This window comes from Chryseobacterium sp. MA9 (assembly GCF_024399315.1).
GTDB lineage: Bacteria > Bacteroidota > Bacteroidia > Flavobacteriales > Weeksellaceae > Chryseobacterium.
On record NZ_CP075170.1, the window covers coordinates 3,947,719 to 3,972,296 of the forward strand.

A 24,578-nucleotide genomic window follows, 5' to 3' on the forward strand; every position below is an offset into this window, starting at 1 on the left:
TATCAAAAATGAAGGAACCCCTGTGAATTTTCACAGGGGTTTATTTTTTACTGATTTAAGAACTTAACCAGTTTGATGAGGTCTGCTTCTTTATTTATTTTAATGTTATTTGATTTTACGAATTTTTCAATATCATCTTTTTTCGCCGGAAAAGCTTCTGTTATCTCTTTTATTTTCTTTGGATTTTTAATATATCCTGATTCTGTTTTGATATAGTAAACAGGATCCAGTGCATTAAAGCTCGCCGGTCTATCCATTTCATATGAATTTCGGGCGGTAAAAGCATTCTTAAACTCTGTTTTTACTTTTTTATAAAGTGTATTTTTACCACCTACAAGTTCAAAAAAGTATCCCTTTAGATCATCACCAGTATCAAGTTTTACCAATACTTCTTTTGTTCTTGTAAATTCAATTCTTGTAAAAGGGCTGTCTGGAACTAAAGAATACGTTTCTTCATCTTTCTTGAACTCTACTTCATCAAAGTACATATTATAACGTGCTACAGCAGTTTCAGCTCTATCAGCAACAATAAATTTAGCAGGTGAAAATGCTTTATCATAGTACGGAGTACCCTGTATGTCATCATAGCTGATTCCTTTACCGGTTGAATCTCCATTCTGATAAAACGTATGGTTCAGTAATCGTGATCCATCATAACTCAATGTAGTCATCTGCTGTGCAGAAAGAGGAATGAATGATACTAATAAGATACTTATAATGATTTTTCTCATTGTATATGGTTTTATTTAGTTTACTAAAAATTTACTTTCAAAAATACAACTATTCAACTAAATTAAATGAAAAGAAATAATTGATCTTTAATTATAAATAGGGATGTCTCTCAAACTCTTTATTTCTGTCAAACAGATATCGGTACGTAGCCAGCTTTCGCGTTACTGTGGTATCCAGAGTTTCAGCAATCTTAATCATTTTAGGATTAAAATCACCAATCCATTGTAGTTCTGTAATCTTAAAATCTGTATGTTTTCTCAAATGCTGGGTTCCTTCCCAAATCATATATCCATCAATACCTTTCTTTTGCCATTCCGGAACTACACCAAAAACAAGCCCTACCATTTTCTCATTCTTCTTAAATCGTTTTAAAAACAAGAACTTGAGTTTTTCAAAAAGTCCGAACTTTCCATTCAGATATTTAAACCACGGGTTGAGGTCCGGAATGTTGATCCACATGGCAATAGGTTTTTCATTTTCATATACAAACCAGGAGATATGTTCATTGATAATAGGTTTCATGGTATTGAACATTTTCAGAACCTTTATTTCTTCCAGATGTTTTCCTTCCCCGTGGCAAGCCCATGCCTTATTATAAACTTCAGTAAAATCTTTTGCAAACTTGGCCAGATTATTCTTTTTCATAGGTAGGGCTGAAATTGCAGGGTTTCTTCTGTTTTTTTCATGGGCAATTGTGAAGATTCGCGAAACTTCAGCAAAAACAGGTCTGGTAAAACAAAGCTGCTCAAAATAAACCTGAAACCCATAATTTTCAAAAAGTTCTTTGTAGTAAGGGAAGTTATAATTCATTCCAAACAAAGGCTCAATAAAGCCTTCAATTAAAAGTCCCCAGAATTTGTCCCGTTCCCCAAAATTGATAGGACCATCCATAGCCTCCATTCCTTTTTCCTGAAGCCAGTTTTTACAATGGTCAAAAATAAAATTGGCCGTTTCCTGATCATTAATACAGTCGAAAAAACCAATTCCTCCCGTAGGTTGCTTTTGCTCATAATAATGGTTAATGAAAACAGCTACTTTACCAACCGTTTTGTGATTCTTTTTAAATAAGAATCTTTTACACTCACCGTTTTTAAAGAATTTATTCTTTTCAGGCTCAAAAATTTCCTCAATATGCTTATCTAAAGGGCGTATATAATTTTTGTCACGTTGATAAAGTTGTGCCGGGAATTCAAGAAATTCCCTTTTATGGAGTCGGTTTTGTACTTCTTCGACAATTATCATAGGCGTTTTTAATCAGAAATGGCTATAAAAGATAATGTTTTTCACCTTATTTGAAATAGAGAAATAGATATTATCCGTATTTTTGCTGCAAATTAAATAAAAATGGTTGATTTTACTGATAACGACGATGATATTTTCACTGGAAAAGAACATACGCCTATAAGGAAAGATGCTTTTGATAAATCGCCACAGGAAAAAATAGAAAAAATTACTGAGCTTTTTGGTGAGATTATGGAAACGTTAGGAATGGACATGACAGATGATTCTCTGAAAGATTCTCCCAGACGTGTTGCCAAAATGTATGTGAACGAGATTTTCGGAGGACTTCTTCCTGAAAATAAACCAGGAATTTCCACTTTCTCCAATAAATACAAATATCGTCAGATGCTTGTGGAGAAGGATATTACAGTATATTCTTTCTGTGAACACCACTTCTTACCTATCATAGGAAGAGCCCATGTAGCTTATATTTCCAATGGAGAAGTAATCGGCCTTTCAAAAATCAATAGAATTGTTGATTATTATGCGAAAAGACCACAGGTTCAGGAAAGACTTACGATGCAGATTGTAGATGCTTTGAAAGAAGCTCTAGGAACAAAAGACGTAGCTTGTATCATTGATGCAAAACACCTTTGTGTCAACTGCAGAGGAATAAAAGATACTGCAAGTTCTACAATTACCGCAGAATTAAGTGGTATTTTCAGAACGAATCCTATTACAAGACAGGAATTCTTACATTATGTAGGAAGCCACGCAAAACTTGATTATTAAACAATGAACTACCAAATCCTTAAAAACATTATTGATAACGAACTTCAGAGATTTCAAAACATCCCTGAAGAAGAATGGTCATATAGAAGCTCTCCGGAAAAATGGTCCAAAAAAGAAATTATAGGACATCTTTGTGACAGCGCTTTTACAAATATTCGTAGATTTGTTGTCACTCAATATAAAGAGAACGAGAATATCGTATATGATCAGAATATCTGGGTAAAAGCTCAGAACTATCAGAATGTTCCTACTTCGGATCTTATTGATCTGTGGAAGTCTTTGAACTACCAGATTGTTCATGTAGTAGAAAATATCCCTGATGAAGCATTACAGAGAACTTGTGATACAACCAAAACGGAACCTCAGGTTTTTACATTGGAGTTTATTATTAATGATTATGTAGATCATTTACAGCATCATTTAAAAGCGATTTAATTATGATAAAATTTAAAAAAGTTTCAGATAAAATTTTTATCACAACAATTATTTGTTGTGACAGAATTATTTTTTAACTAATTTTTGAATCTTTAAAATTATTGAATCTTTTAACTTAAAAATAAATGCAATTAAAAATATATAACTCCCTTACAGCGGAAAAAGAAATATTCAAACCTATTTTAGACGGAAATGTCGGTATGTATGTCTGCGGACCTACCGTGTACAGCAATGTGCATTTAGGGAATGTAAGAACCTTCCTTTCCTTCGATTTTATCTACCGTACCTTAATGCATTTGGGGTATAAAGTAAGATATGTGAGAAATATTACTGATGCGGGCCACCTTACAGATGATGGAAATGTAGATAATGACAGATTCGTAAAGCAGACCAGGCTTGAAAAACTGGAGCCTATGGAAATTGTACAGAAATATACAGTAGATTTCCACAAAGTATTGGATATGTTCAATCTTTTGCCACCCAATATCGAACCTACAGCAACAGGACATATTGTAGAACAGATCGAGTTGACTCAAAAACTCATTGAAAGAGGCTTTGCTTACGAAAGCAACGGTTCAGTATACTTCGATGTATTAGAATACAACAAAAGAGGATTGAACTATGGAGAACTTTCAAAACGTAATATAGAAGAACTGTTTGCCAATACTAGAGACCTTGACGGGCAGGGAGAAAAGAAAAACCCACAGGATTTTGCATTGTGGAAAAAAGCATCGCCGGCTCACATCATGAGATGGAACTCTCCGTGGGGAGAAGGTTTCCCGGGATGGCACCTTGAATGTACTGCAATGAGTACAAAGTATTTGGGTGAAACCTTCGATATCCATGGAGGAGGGATGGACCTTAAATTCCCTCACCACGAATGTGAAATAGCACAAGGAAAAGCTTGCAATGATGCAGCGCCAGTAAATTACTGGATGCATGCCAATATGTTGACAATGAATTCTCAGCGTATGAGCAAATCTACAGGAAACTATATCCTTCCAATGCAATTGGTTACCGGAGATAATGACTTCTTTGAAAAACCTTTCCACCCTTCAATTGTACGTTTCTGCTTCCTGCAGGCACATTACAGAAGTGTGCTGGATATTTCAAACGATGCCATGATTGCCAGTGAAAAAGGATTCATCAGACTGATGGAAGCAGTGAAAGTACTGAATTCAATTACCCCTGATGATACAAAAACATCTGGTTTCAGTCTGAAAGAATGGAAAGATAAAGCATATGAAGCTTTGACGGATGATTTCAATTCACCAATTCTGATTGCTCACCTGTTTGAAGCTGTGAAATACATCTTTGCCTTAAACGATGGTAAAGAAACAATTTCAACTGCAGATCTTGAAGATTTAAAATCTACACTTAATGCCTTTATCTTTGATGTTTTAGGATTGCAGACTGTAGAAGAAAACAACAATGAAAAGCTGGATCAGACACTAAAAGTTTTGATCGAATTGAGAAATCAGGCAAGAAAATCCAAAAATTTTGACCTTTCAGATCAGATCAGAGACAAGCTGCTTGCAGAAGGAATCGAATTAAAAGATGGAAGAGACGGAACATCATACGTTCTGAACTAAAAATATAACTTCGTTTTATAAACCATTCCGTAGGAGTCCCACACTTAGGATTCTTACGGAATGTCTTTTTTATTCCCTTAAGAAAATACATAAGAATTTCATACCTCTTCCCTTAGTCCCTCACTTATCCAAACTCTTTGATCCTTCCACCTTCAAACCCTCTAACTTTTATAAGGAGCTTAATCCTGCTATTCATTTTTACTCCTCGCGCCTTTGCTCTCCCGCACTTCATGCATCATCTCTCTAACCTCTGCTGCGGGGTAATCATTTCTATCAGGGCTAGGGTATGAGACCAATTATGAATGATAAGTTATGAATGATGATCCAGGGTTCGTGTTATGAGGATCAGATTACAAAATACCGGGTTCATTCTATTCAATAGAAGGAACATTATCCCCAACTTATATAAAGCATGTTTGTTTTAAAACAGCATTAGCTATTATATATATGTATACCTTTCATTACCCATTCTCCATGCCTCTCCCGCATCCCTCCCTCTGTCCAAACAAATGTTTAAAATTTTTCTCACTGCGTTCCAGTTGATTAGGGCTTAATATTACATAAAGGTAAAATTTATGTTAAATAAAATTGTTTTGTGTTGTTATAAGTTGTTATCTTTGCCCCACTGAAAAACGAGAGTATAACAGTAGCGCAGAGGAGCTTTTAGCTAAGCATAAAACATTGATATACTTCAAGAAGAGACGGGTAAAAAAACTTCAAAATTTTTCACAAAAAGAGTTGCGGGTTTAAAAAGAGTTTGTATCTTTGCAGTCCCAATTACAGGGAGCGCAGGAGTATAGAGATTGAGGTTTTGGAAGAGGATTAAGGTTACTTAAAAAACTTTAAAATTTTCTTCAGAAACATTTGGTCAAATCAAAATAAAGTTTTACTTTTGCACTCGCAAATACGGAGCGCCACTGACAGAAGAGAGTGCTTCGTTACAAAGCGAAAGATATAAAGATCATTGACATACAATATAACAACCAAGTAAGGAAAAACTAAAGCGTTAAAAAACTTTGAGTGAGTCAGACAAACATACAATGGAGAGTTTGATCCTGGCTCAGGATGAACGCTAGCGGGAGGCCTAACACATGCAAGCCGAGCGGTATAGATCTTTCGGGATCTAGAGAGCGGCGTACGGGTGCGGAACACGTGTGCAACCTGCCTTTATCTGGGGGATAGCCTTTCGAAAGGGAGATTAATACCCCATAATATATCAGATGGCATCATTTGATATTGAAAACTCCGGTGGATAGAGATGGGCACGCGCAAGATTAGATAGTTGGTGAGGTAACGGCTCACCAAGTCTACGATCTTTAGGGGGCCTGAGAGGGTGATCCCCCACACTGGTACTGAGACACGGACCAGACTCCTACGGGAGGCAGCAGTGAGGAATATTGGACAATGGGTGAGAGCCTGATCCAGCCATCCCGCGTGAAGGACGACGGCCCTATGGGTTGTAAACTTCTTTTGTATAGGGATAAACCTACCCTCGTGAGGGTAGCTGAAGGTACTATACGAATAAGCACCGGCTAACTCCGTGCCAGCAGCCGCGGTAATACGGAGGGTGCAAGCGTTATCCGGATTTATTGGGTTTAAAGGGTCCGTAGGCGGATGTGTAAGTCAGTGGTGAAATCTCACAGCTTAACTGTGAAACTGCCATTGATACTGCATGTCTTGAGTGTTGTTGAAGTAGCTGGAATAAGTAGTGTAGCGGTGAAATGCATAGATATTACTTAGAACACCAATTGCGAAGGCAGGTTACTAAGCAACAACTGACGCTGATGGACGAAAGCGTGGGGAGCGAACAGGATTAGATACCCTGGTAGTCCACGCCGTAAACGATGCTAACTCGTTTTTGGGCTTTCGGGTTCAGAGACTAAGCGAAAGTGATAAGTTAGCCACCTGGGGAGTACGTTCGCAAGAATGAAACTCAAAGGAATTGACGGGGGCCCGCACAAGCGGTGGATTATGTGGTTTAATTCGATGATACGCGAGGAACCTTACCAAGGCTTAAATGGGAAATGACAGGTTTAGAAATAGACTTTTCTTCGGACATTTTTCAAGGTGCTGCATGGTTGTCGTCAGCTCGTGCCGTGAGGTGTTAGGTTAAGTCCTGCAACGAGCGCAACCCCTGTCACTAGTTGCCATCATTAAGTTGGGGACTCTAGTGAGACTGCCTACGCAAGTAGAGAGGAAGGTGGGGATGACGTCAAATCATCACGGCCCTTACGCCTTGGGCCACACACGTAATACAATGGCCGGTACAGAGGGCAGCTACACTGCGAAGTGATGCAAATCTCGAAAGCCGGTCTCAGTTCGGATTGGAGTCTGCAACTCGACTCTATGAAGCTGGAATCGCTAGTAATCGCGCATCAGCCATGGCGCGGTGAATACGTTCCCGGGCCTTGTACACACCGCCCGTCAAGCCATGGAAGTCTGGGGTACCTGAAGTCGGTGACCGTAACAGGAGCTGCCTAGGGTAAAACAGGTAACTAGGGCTAAGTCGTAACAAGGTAGCCGTACCGGAAGGTGCGGCTGGAACATCTCATTTTAGAGCGTCTTTAGGGACGATAAACAAAATTAGTACGCAAGTACAAAGTACTTACTTAAAGTAAAGCTTTAGTTTTTTTGTTTGGTTGGTTATATTAACAATACAAAACCCACTAGAAATTAGTAAAGGGAAAGAGATTGAGAAATGCAGAAGAGGAAAAGGGATTACTTATTACTCATGGATCATTACTCATACAAAGTCTCGTAGCTCAGCTGGTTAGAGCGCTACACTGATAATGTAGAGGTCGGCAGTTCGAGCCTGCCCGAGACTACTAATTAAAGCGGCTGGCAAATAGCTTATAGCTGAAGGCAATAAAGCCAACAGCAAGGAGCAAATCGCCAACAGCACCTAGAGGGGGAATTAGCTCAGCTGGCTAGAGCGCCTGCCTTGCACGCAGGAGGTCAAGGGTTCGACTCCCTTATTCTCCACAGTTTTGGAAACTGATTTAAAAGTTACGGATGGAGCCAAAAACAACATCTGTTCATCAGTTGAACAAGAAGACATTAAGATCATTGACATTAACGGTAAAGACATCACAAAGAGAAAACCGAGCGCATAAAGCGCTTGAGTAACCAATAGGAAAGAAATCGTTAAGGGCGTATGGCGGATGCCTAGGCTTTCAGAGGCGAAGAAGGACGTGGTAAGCTGCGAAAAGCTGCGGGGATTGGCACACACGAATTGATCCGCAGATGTCCGAATGGGGCAACCCGTCTGGTTGAAGACCAGTCATCCCTTAGGGGAAGCAAACCCGGAGAACTGAAACATCTAAGTACCCGGAGGAAAAGAAATCGAAGAGATTCCGTAAGTAGTGGCGAGCGAAAGCGGATTAGCCCAAAAGCTGATATATGTTTAATAGAATGTTCTGGAAAGAACGGCCGTAGAGGGTGATAGCCCCGTATATGAAAGGCATATTTGAGTGATAAATGAGTAGGGCGGGACACGTGAAATCCTGTCTGAATATGGGGGGACCATCCTCCAAGGCTAAATACTCCTGAAAGACCGATAGTGAACAAGTACTGTGAAGGAAAGGTGAAAAGCACTTCGAATAGAAGGGTGAAATAGAACCTGAAACCGTACGCCTACAAGCGGTCGGAGCAGCATTAAGCTGTGACGGCGTGCCTTTTGCATAATGAGCCTACGAGTTAATTTTACTAGCGAGGTTAAGGTATTAAGTACCGGAGCCGGAGCGAAAGCGAGTCTGAATAGGGCGCATAGTTAGTAGGATTAGACGCGAAACCTTGTGATCTACCCATGGGCAGGTTGAAGCTCTGGTAACACAGAGTGGAGGACCGAACCGGTTGACGTTGAAAAGTCTTCGGATGACCTGTGGGTAGGGGTGAAAGGCCAATCAAACTGGGAGATAGCTCGTACTCTCCGAAATGCATTTAGGTGCAGCGTCGTATATAAGTTTATTAGAGGTAGAGCTACTGATTGGATGCGGGGGTTTCATCGCCTACCAATTCCTGACAAACTCCGAATGCTAATAAATGTTCTACGGCAGTGAGGGCATGGGTGCTAAGGTCCATGTCCGAGAGGGAAAGAACCCAGACCAACAGCTAAGGTCCCAAAATATATGTTAAGTTGAAACAACGCGGTTGGACTGCATTGACAGCTAGGATGTTGGCTTGGAAGCAGCCATTCATTTAAAGAGTGCGTAACAGCTCACTAGTCGAGCGGTCCGGCATGGATAATAATCGGGCATAAACATATTACCGAAGCTATGGATTTATATTTTAGATATATCTGGTAGGAGAGCATTCTATTTGCGCCGAAGCAGTATCGTGAGGTATTGTGGAGCGGATAGAAAAGAAAATGTAGGCATAAGTAACGATAAAGCAGGCGAGAAACCTGCTCACCGAAAGACCAAGGCTTCCTCAGCCATGCTAATCAGCTGAGGGTTAGTCGGGACCTAACGCGAACCCGAAAGGGGTAGTGGATGGACAATGGGTTAATATTCCCATACTTGCTCACACTAAAAAGGGGACGGTTGGATGTAGCTGCTAAAGACTGACGGAATAGTCAAGGCCTAGCCTTCGGGCGAAGCTGCTGTAGTGTAATCTGATCCAAGAAAAGCCGAAGTGAAGCAACCCGTACCAAAACCGACACAGGTGGTCGAGGAGAGAATCCTAAGGTGCTCGAGTGAGTCGTGGCTAAGGAACTAGGCAAAATAGTCTCGTAACTTCGGAAGAAGAGACGCCATCAGCAATGGTGGCCGCAGTGAAGAGGCCCAGGCGACTGTTTATCAAAAACACAGGACTCTGCTAAATCGAAAGATGCTGTATAGGGTCTGACACCTGCCCGGTGCTGGAAGGTTAAGGAAGGTGCTTAGGGTTAAACCGAAGGCATTAACTGAAGCCCCAGTAAACGGCGGCCGTAACTATAACGGTCCTAAGGTAGCGAAATTCCTTGTCGGGTAAGTTCCGACCTGCACGAATGGTGTAACGATCTGGGCACTGTCTCAGCCACGAGCTCGGTGAAATTGTAGTATCGGTGAAGATGCCGATTACCCGCAATGGGACGAAAAGACCCTGTGAACCTTTACTATAACTTCGTATTGACTTTGAGTAAGTAATGTGTAGGATAGGTGGGAGGCTTTGAAGCTTGCACGCTAGTGTAGGTGGAGCCAACGTTGAAATACCACCCTTTACTTACTTGGAGCCTAACTTCTTTTAGAAGGACATTGCGTGGTGGGTAGTTTGACTGGGGTGGTCGCCTCCAAAAGAGTAACGGAGGCTTTCAAAGGTACCCTCAGCACGCTTGGTAACCGTGCGTAGAGTGTAATGGCATAAGGGTGCTTGACTGTGAGACCTACAAGTCGATCAGGTGCGAAAGCAGGACATAGTGATCCGGTGGTTCCGTATGGAAGGGCCATCGCTCATAGGATAAAAGGTACTCCGGGGATAACAGGCTAGTCTCCCCCAAGAGCTCACATCGACGGGGAGGTTCGGCACCTCGATGTCGGCTCGTCACATCCTGGGGCTGGAGAAGGTCCCAAGGGTTGGGCTGTTCGCCCATTAAAGTGGTACGCGAGCTGGGTTCAGAACGTCGTGAGACAGTTCGGTCTCTATCTATTGCGGGCGTTAGATGTTTGAGAGGGCTTGATTCTAGTACGAGAGGACCGAATTGAACAAACCTCTGGTGTATCAGTTGTACCGCCAGGTGCACCGCTGAGTAGCTACGTTTGGAAGAGATAAGCACTGAAAGCATATAAGTGCGAAACTCGCCTCAAGATGAGACATCTTTTAAGGGTCGTTGGAGATGACGACGTTGATAGGCTACAGGTGTAAAGACAGTAATGTCATAGCCGAGTAGTACTAATTACCCGTAGATTTATAGTCTATGGTTACTATATAAACCAGGTGCTTTATGTGCATTGAAGGTTTTGTCTTTGTGAAAGTTTTATCGCTTAAAAACGCAATTGGCAACTAGCAGTTAGCGATTGGCAAAAAGCCAAAAGCAATGAGCAAAAAGCCAGATGCTATATACCTTCTTTAGGGTGGTTTTAGCGGTGGGGCTCACCTGTTCCCATTCCGAACACAGAAGTTAAGCCCACCAGCGCCGATGGTACTGCGAAAGCGGGAGAGTAGGCCGCCGCCAGTTTTTATTTTATTTTTAAAAATCCTTTATCTTATGATAAAGGATTTTTTTTTGTTGTATAACCCCACCTATCCGGCTAAGCCCAGTTCGACCCAACCCAGCCCAACTTACAGATAAATGATGAGCAATAAGTAATAGATAATAAGCAATCATCAATATGTAAATAGATCGCTATTATTGCCCGTTACTGATTATCCATTCTCATTAACCATTCTTCATCTTACTAGCTGATACCTCTTTGCTGTCACTATTACCGTTTATTATCCCCAACTTCTTACTCCGAATCTATATCTATACAATCCAGGAACCGTATTTTATCTTTTCTAAGAACTCATCAAATCATAAGTTTTGGCTAAAGCCCGTACCTATGGAATATCATAAATGTAGAATAATCAAAGTTGATCATTTGCAGCCTGAAATCCAGATCATTATACCTCTTCTCATAGGACTCACATAAATTTTTATCTATATTCTGTACATGCTATAATTGCTGCGTTGCTAGTACGTTCTATACGTTCTATAATGTATATAATCTATCTTTAATTAATTTCACGTTTGAATCTTAGCACCCAATAGATTTATAGGTTAATATATTTCCAATATTAAATTATATTCTATAAGATCTTTGTCTGTTTTGAGATGTTGGATTAAAAGCACATTGCTATAATAAGTGTCTATATAACGTAATTACTTAATGTTTTTCAAGTCATCATTTTGGAGATTTGTATATTAGAATTAAATCTTATGTATTTATTTTAATGATATACATTTATAAATACTCATTGTGGATAAGTATAAATTATAATTAATTATTTGAATACTAAATAGATATAGGAATAGTTATCCACTTTGTATATTTTTATGTTAAATAAAGTTGCGTGGTGTGTAGTTAAGTTTCTATCTTTGCCCCACTGAAAAACGAGAGTATAACAGTAGCGCAGAGGAGCTTTTAGCTAAGCATAAAACATTGATATACTTCAAGAAGAGACGGGTAAAAAAACTTCAAAATTTTTCACAAAAAGAGTTGCGGGTTTAAAAAGAGTTTGTATCTTTGCAGTCCCAATTACAGGGAGCGCAGGAGTATAGAGATTGAGGTTTTGGAAGAGGATTAAGGTTACTTAAAAAACTTTAAAATTTTCTTCAGAAACATTTGGTCAAATCAAAATAAAGTTTTACTTTTGCACTCGCAAATACGGAGCGCCACTGACAGAAGAGAGTGCTTCGTTACAAAGCGAAAGATATAAAGATCATTGACATACAATATAACAACCAAGTAAGGAAAAACTAAAGCGTTAAAAAACTTTGAGTGAGTCAGACAAACATACAATGGAGAGTTTGATCCTGGCTCAGGATGAACGCTAGCGGGAGGCCTAACACATGCAAGCCGAGCGGTATAGATCTTTCGGGATCTAGAGAGCGGCGTACGGGTGCGGAACACGTGTGCAACCTGCCTTTATCTGGGGGATAGCCTTTCGAAAGGGAGATTAATACCCCATAATATATCAGATGGCATCATTTGATATTGAAAACTCCGGTGGATAGAGATGGGCACGCGCAAGATTAGATAGTTGGTGAGGTAACGGCTCACCAAGTCTACGATCTTTAGGGGGCCTGAGAGGGTGATCCCCCACACTGGTACTGAGACACGGACCAGACTCCTACGGGAGGCAGCAGTGAGGAATATTGGACAATGGGTGAGAGCCTGATCCAGCCATCCCGCGTGAAGGACGACGGCCCTATGGGTTGTAAACTTCTTTTGTATAGGGATAAACCTACCCTCGTGAGGGTAGCTGAAGGTACTATACGAATAAGCACCGGCTAACTCCGTGCCAGCAGCCGCGGTAATACGGAGGGTGCAAGCGTTATCCGGATTTATTGGGTTTAAAGGGTCCGTAGGCGGATGTGTAAGTCAGTGGTGAAATCTCACAGCTTAACTGTGAAACTGCCATTGATACTGCATGTCTTGAGTGTTGTTGAAGTAGCTGGAATAAGTAGTGTAGCGGTGAAATGCATAGATATTACTTAGAACACCAATTGCGAAGGCAGGTTACTAAGCAACAACTGACGCTGATGGACGAAAGCGTGGGGAGCGAACAGGATTAGATACCCTGGTAGTCCACGCCGTAAACGATGCTAACTCGTTTTTGGGCTTTCGGGTTCAGAGACTAAGCGAAAGTGATAAGTTAGCCACCTGGGGAGTACGTTCGCAAGAATGAAACTCAAAGGAATTGACGGGGGCCCGCACAAGCGGTGGATTATGTGGTTTAATTCGATGATACGCGAGGAACCTTACCAAGGCTTAAATGGGAAATGACAGGTTTAGAAATAGACTTTTCTTCGGACATTTTTCAAGGTGCTGCATGGTTGTCGTCAGCTCGTGCCGTGAGGTGTTAGGTTAAGTCCTGCAACGAGCGCAACCCCTGTCACTAGTTGCCATCATTAAGTTGGGGACTCTAGTGAGACTGCCTACGCAAGTAGAGAGGAAGGTGGGGATGACGTCAAATCATCACGGCCCTTACGCCTTGGGCCACACACGTAATACAATGGCCGGTACAGAGGGCAGCTACACTGCGAAGTGATGCAAATCTCGAAAGCCGGTCTCAGTTCGGATTGGAGTCTGCAACTCGACTCTATGAAGCTGGAATCGCTAGTAATCGCGCATCAGCCATGGCGCGGTGAATACGTTCCCGGGCCTTGTACACACCGCCCGTCAAGCCATGGAAGTCTGGGGTACCTGAAGTCGGTGACCGTAACAGGAGCTGCCTAGGGTAAAACAGGTAACTAGGGCTAAGTCGTAACAAGGTAGCCGTACCGGAAGGTGCGGCTGGATCATCTCATTTTAGAGCGTCTTTAGGGACGATAAACAAAATTAGTACGCAAGTACAAAGTACTTACTTAAAGTAAAGCTTTAGTTTTTTGTTTGGTTGGTTATATTAACAATACAAAACCCACTAGAAATTAGTAAAGGGAAAGAGATTGAGAAATGCAGAAGAGGAAAAGGGATTACTTATTACTCATGGATCATTACTCATACAAAGTCTCGTAGCTCAGCTGGTTAGAGCGCTACACTGATAATGTAGAGGTCGGCAGTTCGAGCCTGCCCGAGACTACTAATTAAAGCGGCTGGCAAATAGCTTATAGCTGAAGGCAATAAAGCCAACAGCAAGGAGCAAATCGCCAACAGCACCTAGAGGGGGAATTAGCTCAGCTGGCTAGAGCGCCTGCCTTGCACGCAGGAGGTCAAGGGTTCGACTCCCTTATTCTCCACAGTTTTGGAAGACTGATTTAAAAGTTACGGATGGAGCCAAAAACAACATCTGTTCATCAGTTGAACAAGAAGACATTAAGATCATTGACATTAACGGTAAAGACATCACAAAGAGAAAACCGAGCGCATAAAGCGCTTGAGTAACCAATAGGAAAGAAATCGTTAAGGGCGTATGGCGGATGCCTAGGCTTTCAGAGGCGAAGAAGGACGTGGTAAGCTGCGAAAAGCTGCGGGGATTGGCACACACGAATTGATCCGCAGATGTCCGAATGGGGCAACCCGTCTGGTTGAAGACCAGTCATCCCTTAGGGGAAGCAAACCCGGAGAACTGAAACATCTAAGTACCCGGAGGAAAAGAAATCGAAGAGATTCCGTAAGTAGTGGCGAGCGAAAGCGGATTAGCCCAAAAGCTGATATATGTTTAATAGAATGTTCTGGAAAGAACGGCCGTAGAGGGTGATAGCCCCGTATATGAAAGGCATATTTGAGTGATAAATGAGTAGGGCGGGACACGTGAAATCCTGTCTGAATATGGGGGGACCATCCTCCAAGGCTAAATACTCCTGAAAGACCGATAGTGAACAAGTACTGTGAAGGAAAGGTGAAAAGCACTTCGAATAGAAGGGTGAAATAGAACCTGAAACCGTACGCCTACAAGCGGTCGGAGCAGCATTAAGCTGTGACGGCGTGCCTTTTGCATAATGAGCCTACGAGTTAATTTTACTAGCGAGGTTAAGGTATTAAGTACCGGAGCCGGAGCGAAAGCGAGTCTGAATAGGGCGCATAGTTAGTAGGATTAGACGCGAAACCTTGTGATCTACCCATGGGCAGGTTGAAGCTCTGGTAACACAGAGTGGAGGACCGAACCGGTTGACGTTGAAAAGTCTTCGGATGACCTGTGGGTAGGGGTGAAAGGCCAATCAAACTGGGAGATAGCTCGTACTCTCCGAAATGCATTTAGGTGCAGCGTCGTATATAAGTTTATTAGAGGTAGAGCTACTGATTGGATGCGGGGGTTTCATCGCCTACCAATTCCTGACAAACTCCGAATGCTAATAAATGTTCTACGGCAGTGAGGGCATGGGTGCTAAGGTCCATGTCCGAGAGGGAAAGAACCCAGACCAACAGCTAAGGTCCCAAAATATATGTTAAGTTGAAACAACGCGGTTGGACTGCATTGACAGCTAGGATGTTGGCTTGGAAGCAGCCATTCATTTAAAGAGTGCGTAACAGCTCACTAGTCGAGCGGTCCGGCATGGATAATAATCGGGCATAAACATATTACCGAAGCTATGGATTTATATTTTAGATATATCTGGTAGGAGAGCATTCTATTTGCGCCGAAGCAGTATCGTGAGGTATTGTGGAGCGGATAGAAAAGAAAATGTAGGCATAAGTAACGATAAAGCAGGCGAGAAACCTGCTCACCGAAAGACCAAGGCTTCCTCAGCCATGCTAATCAGCTGAGGGTTAGTCGGGACCTAACGCGAACCCGAAAGGGGTAGTGGATGGACAATGGGTTAATATTCCCATACTTGCTCACACTAAAAAGGGGACGGTTGGATGTAGCTGCTAAAGACTGACGGAATAGTCAAGGCCTAGCCTTCGGGCGAAGCTGCTGTAGTGTAATCTGATCCAAGAAAAGCCGAAGTGAAGCAACCCGTACCAAAACCGACACAGGTGGTCGAGGAGAGAATCCTAAGGTGCTCGAGTGAGTCGTGGCTAAGGAACTAGGCAAAATAGTCTCGTAACTTCGGAAGAAGAGACGCCATCAGCAATGGTGGCCGCAGTGAAGAGGCCCAGGCGACTGTTTATCAAAAACACAGGACTCTGCTAAATCGAAAGATGCTGTATAGGGTCTGACACCTGCCCGGTGCTGGAAGGTTAAGGAAGGTGCTTAGGGTTAAACCGAAGGCATTAACTGAAGCCCCAGTAAACGGCGGCCGTAACTATAACGGTCCTAAGGTAGCGAAATTCCTTGTCGGGTAAGTTCCGACCTGCACGAATGGTGTAACGATCTGGGCACTGTCTCAGCCACGAGCTCGGTGAAATTGTAGTATCGGTGAAGATGCCGATTACCCGCAATGGGACGAAAAGACCCTGTGAACCTTTACTATAACTTCGTATTGACTTTGAGTAAGTAATGTGTAGGATAGGTGGGAGGCTTTGAAGCTTGCACGCTAGTGTAGGTGGAGCCAACGTTGAAATACCACCCTTTACTTACTTGGAGCCTAACTTCTTTTAGAAGGACATTGCGTGGTGGGTAGTTTGACTGGGGTGGTCGCCTCCAAAAGAGTAACGGAGGCTTTCAAAGGTACCCTCAGCACGCTTGGTAACCGTGCGTAGAGTGTAATGGCATAAGGGTGCTTGACTGTGAGACCTACAAGTCGATCAGGTGCGAAAGCAGGACATAGTGATCCGGTGGTTCCGTATGGAAGGGCCATCGCTCATAGGATAAAAGGTACTCCGGGGATAACAGGCTAGTCTCCCCCAAGAGCTCACATCGACGGGGAGGTTCGGCACCTCGATGTCGGCTCGTCACATCCTGGGGCTGGAGAAGGTCCCAAGGGTTGGGCTGTTCGCCCATTAAAGTGGCACGCGAGCTGGGTTCAGAACGTCGTGAGACAGTTCGGTCTCTATCTATTGCGGGCGTTAGATGTTTGAGAGGGCTTGATTCTAGTACGAGAGGACCGAATTGAACAAACCTCTGGTGTATCAGTTGTACCGCCAGGTGCACCGCTGAGTAGCTACGTTTGGAAGAGATAAGCACTGAAAGCATATAAGTGCGAAACTCGCCTCAAGATGAGACATCTTTTAAGGGTCGTTGGAGATGACGACGTTGATAGGCTACAGGTGTAAAGACAGTAATGTCATAGCCGAGTAGTACTAATTACCCGTAGATTTATAGTCTATGGTTACTATATAAACCAGGTGCTTTATGTGCATTGAAGGTTTTGTCTTTGTGAAAGTTTTTATCGCTTAAAAACGCAATTGGCAACTAGCAGTTAGCGATTGGCAAAAAGCCAAAAGCAATGAGCAAAAAGCCAGATGCTATATACCTTCTTTAGGGTGGTTTTAGCGGTGGGGCTCACCTGTTCCCATTCCGAACACAGAAGTTAAGCCCACCAGCGCCGATGGTACTGCGAAAGCGGGAGAGTAGGCCGCCGCCAGTTTTTATTTTATTTTTAAAAATCCTTTATCTTATGATAAAGGATTTTTTTTTGTTGTATAACCCCACCTATCCGGCTAAGCCCAGTTCGACCCAACCCAGCCCAACTTACAGATAAATGATGAGCAATAAGTAATAGATAATAAGCAATCATCAATATGTAAATAGATCGCTATTATTGCCCGTTACTGATTATCCATTCTCATTAACCATTCTTCATCTTACTAGCTGATACCTCTTTGCTGTCACTATTACCGTTTATTATCCCCAACTTCTTACTCCGAATCTATATCTATACAATCCAGGAACCGTATTTTATCTTTTCTAAGAACTCATCAAATCATAAGTTTTGGCTAAAGCCCGTACCTATGGAATATCATAAATGTAGAATAATCAAAGTTGATCATTTGCAGCCTGAAATCCAGATCTCCTAATTCATAACTTATCATTCATAATTCTCTTCCTTATAGCCCCGATAGTAATGGTTACCCCGCAGCATGTGTGGGAGAGCAGGTGGTTGGAGCTCGGGAGAGCGCTGGCGTGAGGAGTATGAATGGATAGCGGGAGAAGGCTCCTGAAATAGAATAGATCATGAGTCACTTATTACTCCTATATTATCATTTATAATTAATCGCATTAATTATTTTTATAAATTAATTAAGCAGGAGGAAGTAATGACTGATAAGAGCTGTGTATTCATTAATTTATCATCAAATTTATTCAAATATCCGGGATTTTTGTTTTTTAGTTTGAAAATTGTGTAACTTAGTAATATCAAAATGATTACGAATCTAAAAATATATATTATGAAAAAACATTTATTCCCTCTATTTTTATTGTTATTCGGTGTGAATGCACAAGCACAGCAAGATTTCTTTGCGATTGCTGGAAAAGAGACTCAGAGTATTACTTTCAATGATTTTCGCACAATTGATGCAGCTAATGGAACTTCCGGAGAAAAAGTCTTTACAGCCGATTCTTCAACAAAAGTATTTTCCCAGACTAGAAGAGGTATTGTAGCTGAAGATAAAAACACTTACAGTAATTCTCAAGCAACAACTTTGGCTGCCCTTGCCTATGATTCTTCGAATAACAATTTGGTGTATATGCCTATGTTTTCTTCTAATATCTATGTTTTAAACCCACAGACTAAAGAGATTACATTGGTAGAAAATACTGTTGCAAGAGTATCCTCGTGTGATATCAATTCTCATATTACAAGAATGGCAACAGGGTATAATGGTAATATTTATGCTGTGAATAATGCCGGAACACAGTTTTTGGAAATTAGTAAAAATGGTGGCCAATATGTGGTAAATGATCTTGGGATTATCAAGGACGATCCATCTAACGGTAGAAATTCATTTACAGCTATGGAAACGGGGTTTGGTGGAGATATGATAGCTGATGCAGATAATAACTTCTATGTTTTCGCAGCTTCAGGAAATGTTTTCAAGGTTCTGACAAAAGATCTAAAAGCTAAATTTGTTGGTAAAATCACTGGGATTCCAGAGAATTACTCTGTTAATGGATCCGCTGTAAATGCTCAAGGAAAAGCGGTGATTGCAAGTGCAAAAGGTGCTGCCTTATATGAGGTAGACCTTACAACTTTACAGGCAAAACAGCTTCCGGGAGAACAGGGATTGCATATTTATGATTTGGCAAGTAAATATTTTGTGAATGATAAGGCTTCCGGTATCAATGCTATGGCAGCTAATCTGGATATTTATCCAACAAAGGTAGATGAGCACTATATTTACGTTCATGTTAATAAGAATCTGAAAGGTAATATTAAACTGAATATCTTCGATATGTCAGGGAAGAATGTGATGATTCAGGATCTATCTGTAAAAGATGCTTCACTGGATGAGAAAGTATATCTTAAAGGATTGGTGAGTGGAGCTTATATTGTAAATATTACTGATGAATCCGGAAAAGCAATATTTAATAAGAAGATTCTCGTAACAAGATAATTACAAAATATAATGAAAAATAGGAAGACCTTTTCAAATCAATTTGAGAAGGTTTTTTAATGATTATTTGATATTTAATAAGTTTTATTTTTCAATATTAAAATGTATTTTTATAAAAAAATATAGATGAAACTATACTTTAATGTAGGATATATTGTAAAGGCTGGAGAAAATTTGCAGTTGGTAATTGGAGAAGAGGGAGGAGCTGCAGTACATATCCATACTATGTTTTATGCTGAGAATGGATTGTGGAAATGTGAAGTTGACAATTTCTCAAAATCGATTTCATATCAATACCGGGTAGTCAATGAGAAAGGCCATGTATTAAGAGAGGAATTTGTTCCGCATCATCTTAGTTTTCCCCATAATTATAAGGAGTTTATAGTTTTTGACGAATGGAATAACAAAAATTTTCCTGAAAACTATTTAAACAACAAGATTCTTTACAATAAGCTGCATGATTTTGTTCCCGAAAAAATAACAGTTTTAAAAAAACATACCCATTTATTCAGAATAGAAGCTCCTATTTATAATCCGGATTGGAGGATTGTACTCTTTGGAAGTACGGAATCTTTAGGAAACTGGAGCTATGAAAAAGTTATTCATCTGTATCAGACAGATTTCGGAATGTGGGAAGCTTCTGTAGAAATTCCGGAAAATGAATTTATCCAATTCAAATACTGTATTTATAATACCAAAGAAAATAGAGTCATTGATGTAGAAACGGGAGAGAACAGATTTACGGTTGCTAATCCATTAAGTGATGTTCTGCAGATTGTTTCCAATCATTATTTTAGATTTAAAGGATATCAGATGTATCATGATGCCGGAGTTGCTGTTCCCGTATTCTCTTTGAGAAGCGAAGACGGTTTCGGTGTAGGAGAATTTGCAGACATTAAAAAATTAGCAGATTGGACAAAAGAAACGAATCTTGGTATTATTCAGATTCTTCCGATCAATGATACAACAGCGAATTATTCCTGGACTGATTCTTATCCTTATGCCGCGGTATCTGTCTATGCTCTGCATCCACAATATATCTCTATAGAAAAGCTTGATTATTCTTTACCTAAAGAATTAGTTGAGTCGTATTCAGATGAAAAAGAGAATTTAAACGCTCTGGATTTGATCGATTATGAAAGAATGATCGAAGGTAAATGGAAATATCTTACAGCCGTTTTCTATGCAGAAAAAGATAAAATTTATAAAGACAGAAACTTTAAAAAATTCATCAAAGATAATGAACATTGGCTTGTTCCTTATTCTGCATTCTGTGTATTGAGGGACAAATATAAAACACCCAATTTCACCGAGTGGAAAACTCATAAAAAATATATTGCAGGAAAAATCTTACAGTTTTTTACAACGAAAAATAAAGATTATGATATCTCAATGCTTCATGCCTGGGTACAATATCAATTGCATGTGCAGCTGAAAGATGCGGTTGATTATGCCCATAACCTGGGAATTTCGTTGAAGGGAGATCTTCCGATTGGAATTTACAGATTTTCCGTAGAAGCCTGGACAGAACCGGAATTATTCGGGATGGATTTTCAGGCAGGAGCACCTCCTGATCAGTTTACAGAACTGGGACAGAACTGGGAATTCCCGACTTACAATTGGGAAGCTATGAAAGCAGATGATTATAGATGGTGGAAAAACAGGTTCAAAGCGTTGGAACAGTATTTTGATGCAATGAGGATTGACCATATTCTTGGTTTCTTCAGAATATGGAGAATGCCAGTTTCAGCCGTACAAGGAATTTTAGGGTACTTTTATCCGGCTGTTCCTATTGTAGCGGAGGAATTTAAGGCATGGCAGATTCCGTTTAATTTTGACAGGTATTGTAAACCTTTTATCAACAATCAGATCTTATGGGATTATTTTGGAAAAGATAGCGGAAAAGCCCTCGAATTTATGAACCGTAATGCAGACGGAACCTATTTCTTCAAAGAAGAATTTGATACCCAGAGAAAACTGGTTAATTTCTTTAAGAAAAAATCATATGGCCCGCTTGAAGAGCAATTAATTTCACTTTGTGCCAATGTTTTGTTTTTAACAGAAGAGAAAAACGGGAAAACAGTTTATCATCCAAGGTTTAATGTATACAATACAGAATCTTACAAACATCTTCCGGAATTGGAGCAGAAGAGTATTTATGATCTGTATCACGATTATTTCTTCAGAAGACAGGATCATCTTTGGTCTGAAAAAGCAATGGAAAAACTTCCCGTTATCCTAAACGCTACCAAAATGCTGATCTGCGGAGAAGACTTGGGAATGGTTCCTGCCTGTGTACCGGTTGTGATGGATGAGCTTGCCATTATAGCACTTAAAGTACAAAGAATGCCTTCTGAAAATATTCCGTTCTATAATCCTAAACATGCAAACTATATGAATGTAGTGACAGCATCTTCACACGACAGCTCAACCTTGAGACAATGGTGGAAAGAAGATCCTGCTCTTACACAAAAATATTTCAACCAGCAGCTCATACAGTATGGCAAAGCCCCTGCAGATCTGAATCCTCATCTTGCGGAGATTATTATGAAGCAGCATCTATATAACGATGCTATGCTGGCTATTTTCCCGATTCAGGAATTTCTGGCAACAGATGCTGAGCTTACCAATAAGAAAATTGACAATGAAAGAATTAATAATCCTGCAGTTTTTCCACATTATTGGCGCTACAGAATGCACATAAAGCTAGAAGACCTTAAAAAGAAAGAATCTTTCAATGAAAAGATTGCTTTTTGGATAAAAGATAGTGGTAGAATGTAAATTTAACAATTGATTTTCAATTAGTTACAAATAATTTAAAAGAAGTTTGATCTTAAGATTTAACTTCTTTTTTTTATTTGTATCAAAAAGATAGAATTAAGATATTCTGCTATATATTAACCAATTAACGACTATAGAGATGAAAAAAATATTTTTAGGATTAGCTTTTGGGTTGGGCGTTTTGACGTCAGCTCAGCAGTATCCGAACAATGGTTGGGGTGATGATGGTTATTATCAGAATGGAGATGGTTATTACAGCGATGAAGATGACAGAAATTATTTCCCTGATGATTATTATTATAATTATCCTCAGGATTATTATCCAAGTGATTATTATCAGAGCTATTATAACGACTACAGAGGAAGTATCATTAATATTGACTGGAACGGATTTTTCGTACAGAACAGATTAAATCGCTGGCAGGTGGATCAGATTATGAGGCTTAATAATCTGTATGCAAGTTTTACAGCATGGGATAATTTCTACAGATATAATCCAGACAGATGGTATTATGACAGGTTTTACGCATTGGAAAGAATTTTAGGACCAAGAGTATTTGTTGTTTTTCAAAATAACTATTACAGAGGTTCAAGTCCTATTGTATATTTCCAGAATTACAGAAGATCATATTATGTACCGAGATATACTGTAATGCCAAGATATAGAAATATCAATATCAATATTTACAGGGTAGACAGATCAAGATTCCGTAGGATGGATAATCCAACTTTTGATATTGTCAGAAGAGACAACAGAGGTGGAAATGGTTTCAAAAATACGAGAAGCTCAGAAAACTCAGGTGGCATCCGTGATAACAACGGAGGCTTTAGAAATAGCAATGGAGGAAACAGAGGAAACACTGACAATAATGGAGGTTTCAGAAGTAATAACAGTGGTGGATTCAGAGGGAATTCTGATAATGGCGGAACCAGAGGAAATGCTGATAATAATGGAGGTTTCAGAAACAATAACGGAGGCGGCTTCAGAGGAAACAGTGAAGTGAGAAGAGAAACTCCTAAAAGAGAAGATAACGGCGGATTCAGAGGAAATGGCGGTGGCTCCAGACAAAGATCTGAAAGTTCTGCTCCAAGCCAACACAACCGTGGTAATAATGGAGGCTTTAGAGGTTGCTTAGTAAAGAATTAATTTTCATATATTATATTTAAGTGGTGTGAAGGGCAGGTTTTTATAATCTGTCCTTTTTTTGTTTGTTTATTGATTTATTTTTATTAAAATTTAACATTATTTATGAATTTGTTAATTTAACTTATGTTTTAATTAATAATCAAAAAGGTATAACAACAAAATAACAATTAATTAAATTTTAAAAAGATGAAAAAATTAGTTTTAGCAATAGCATTTATCGGAATGGGAAGTTTTGCAATGGCACAACAAACTACAACTCCACAGGACAGACAGGCAAGAGCCGTTGAAATGAAGCAGAGAATGGAACAAAAACAACAGGAACGTCTTGCAGAAATGCAAAAAGACCTTAATCTGAACCAGTCGCAGGTAGCTCAGATAAAAGACCTTCAGGACAAAAGAAACGCTGAAAGGAAAGCTGAGTTCGAGAAAAATAAAGGAGACAGACAAGCTAAGATGCAGGAGATGATGGCCAAAAGAGCACAAATGGATGCTGACATGAAGAAAATTCTAAACCCTGAACAATATGATAAATGGCAGGCTGACAGAAAAGCAAAAGCAGAAAAAATGAAGATGGCAATGAAAGAAAGAAGAATGATGAAAAAGCCGATGAATACAGGAGCTGCTGACGTAAAATAACAGCCTGTAATTTTAGTTTTTTAATGTGTTAAGGATGGATATTTTTCCATCCTTTTTGTATTAATTTTCTTTAAAACTTTTGATTTCGGGCTTTTATTCCCTATTTTTGACTATAAATTTAATACTTATGGTTAGCGAAAAAATTGCAAAATTAATTAACGAACAAATTGCCCACGAACAATACGCCGCTCAATATTATCTTTCAATGTCTGCATGGTTTTCTGGAAAAGATCTGGATGGAATTGCCAACTACTTTAGAGTACAGAGCAAGGAAGAATTGATGCATGCAGATAAAATGTTTGATTATTTGAACGATGTAGGCGGGGAAATTATCATCGGAGAAATTCCAAAACCTCCACATGAGTTCGAAAATGCAACAGATATTTTTGAGAAAGCATTAGCACATGAGAAAATAGTAACTAAAAGTATTTTCAATATTGTAAAAAATGCAAACGATGAAGGAGATTTTGCAACAACGTCATTCCTGCAGTGGTTTATTAACGAACAGGTAGAAGAAGAAGCCAGCGCTTCTCAATATGTTACGAAAATCAAAATGGTATGTGATAATCCATCAGCACTATACCTTTTTGACCAGGAATTATCTCAGAGAGTATTTGTTCCTGCTACAACAGCTTAAGACTGAAACTTCTAAAAATATAAAACCGCTATCCAATGAGATAG

General features: G+C 40.1%; 10 protein-coding genes, 4 tRNA genes and 6 rRNA genes. 18 read left to right on the top strand and 2 right to left on the bottom strand.

Features of this window, described 5'->3' with window-relative positions; translation table 11 throughout:
- Nucleotides 1-47: 47 nt before the first annotated feature.
- Entirely contained in the window at nt 48-731 is a 684-nt protein-coding gene (locus tag KIK00_RS18025) for a hypothetical protein (RefSeq protein WP_255813709.1), read from the bottom strand.
- 91 nt (nt 732-822) lie between these two features.
- Nucleotides 823-1,974 (bottom strand): hypothetical protein, encoded by a 1,152-nt coding sequence (locus KIK00_RS18030; RefSeq protein ID WP_255813710.1) that lies wholly within the window; start codon nt 1,972-1,974, stop codon nt 823-825.
- 102 nt (nt 1,975-2,076) lie between these two features.
- Between KIK00_RS18030 and folE the strand changes: the two genes are divergently transcribed.
- From folE to KIK00_RS18120, 18 genes are all read left to right on the top strand, one after another.
- Nucleotides 2,077-2,745, top strand: a complete 669-nt coding sequence (gene folE, locus KIK00_RS18035; RefSeq protein ID WP_047376638.1) for a GTP cyclohydrolase I FolE — start codon at nt 2,077-2,079, stop codon at nt 2,743-2,745.
- A gap of 3 nt (nt 2,746-2,748) precedes the next feature.
- Nucleotides 2,749-3,180 carry a DinB family protein gene (locus KIK00_RS18040; protein WP_255813713.1) on the top strand — a complete coding sequence of 144 codons (432 nt, stop codon included), beginning with the start codon at nt 2,749-2,751 and terminating at the stop codon, nt 3,178-3,180.
- A gap of 125 nt (nt 3,181-3,305) precedes the next feature.
- Nucleotides 3,306-4,772, top strand: coding sequence for a cysteine--tRNA ligase (gene cysS / locus KIK00_RS18045; RefSeq protein ID WP_255813715.1), 1,467 nt, complete (start codon nt 3,306-3,308; stop codon nt 4,770-4,772).
- Nucleotides 4,773-5,809: 1,037 nt separating this feature from the next.
- Nucleotides 5,810-7,326, top strand: a 16S ribosomal RNA gene (locus KIK00_RS18050).
- Between the two features lie 197 nt (nt 7,327-7,523).
- Nucleotides 7,524-7,597 (top strand) — tRNA-Ile (locus KIK00_RS18055).
- Between the two features lie 83 nt (nt 7,598-7,680).
- Nucleotides 7,681-7,754, top strand: a tRNA-Ala gene (locus KIK00_RS18060).
- Nucleotides 7,755-7,906: 152 nt separating this feature from the next.
- A 23S ribosomal RNA gene (locus KIK00_RS18065) occupies nt 7,907-10,664 on the top strand.
- A gap of 154 nt (nt 10,665-10,818) precedes the next feature.
- Nucleotides 10,819-10,926: ribosomal RNA gene (rrf, locus tag KIK00_RS18070) — 5S ribosomal RNA — on the top strand.
- Nucleotides 10,927-12,246: 1,320 nt separating this feature from the next.
- Nucleotides 12,247-13,763, top strand: a 16S ribosomal RNA gene (locus KIK00_RS18075).
- Between the two features lie 196 nt (nt 13,764-13,959).
- Nucleotides 13,960-14,033: transfer RNA gene (locus KIK00_RS18080), tRNA-Ile, on the top strand.
- Nucleotides 14,034-14,116: 83 nt separating this feature from the next.
- Nucleotides 14,117-14,190 (top strand) — tRNA-Ala (locus tag KIK00_RS18085).
- Nucleotides 14,191-14,343: 153 nt separating this feature from the next.
- A 23S ribosomal RNA gene (locus KIK00_RS18090) occupies nt 14,344-17,101 on the top strand.
- A 155-nt stretch (nt 17,102-17,256) separates the two neighbouring features.
- Nucleotides 17,257-17,364: ribosomal RNA gene (gene rrf, locus KIK00_RS18095) — 5S ribosomal RNA — on the top strand.
- Together the 16S, 23S and 5S rRNA genes with 4 tRNA genes alongside form the textbook arrangement of a ribosomal RNA operon.
- 802 nt (nt 17,365-18,166) lie before the next feature.
- Nucleotides 18,167-19,333, top strand: a complete 1,167-nt coding sequence (locus KIK00_RS18100; protein WP_255813717.1) for a T9SS type A sorting domain-containing protein — start codon at nt 18,167-18,169, stop codon at nt 19,331-19,333.
- Nucleotides 19,334-19,459: 126 nt separating this feature from the next.
- On the top strand, nt 19,460-22,114 hold the full coding sequence (locus KIK00_RS18105; protein WP_255813718.1) for a 4-alpha-glucanotransferase: 2,655 nt from the start codon (nt 19,460-19,462) through the stop codon (nt 22,112-22,114).
- Between the two features lie 139 nt (nt 22,115-22,253).
- Nucleotides 22,254-23,261 carry a hypothetical protein gene (locus KIK00_RS18110; protein WP_255813719.1) on the top strand — a complete coding sequence of 336 codons (1,008 nt, stop codon included), beginning with the start codon at nt 22,254-22,256 and terminating at the stop codon, nt 23,259-23,261.
- Nucleotides 23,262-23,447: 186 nt separating this feature from the next.
- Nucleotides 23,448-23,897: a hypothetical protein gene (locus tag KIK00_RS18115; protein ID WP_255813720.1), complete on the top strand. Its 450-nt coding sequence runs from the start codon at nt 23,448-23,450 to the stop codon at nt 23,895-23,897.
- A 127-nt stretch (nt 23,898-24,024) separates the two neighbouring features.
- Entirely contained in the window at nt 24,025-24,534 is a 510-nt protein-coding gene (locus KIK00_RS18120) for a ferritin (RefSeq protein WP_047374012.1), read from the top strand.
- Nucleotides 24,535-24,578: the final 44 nt, after the last annotated feature.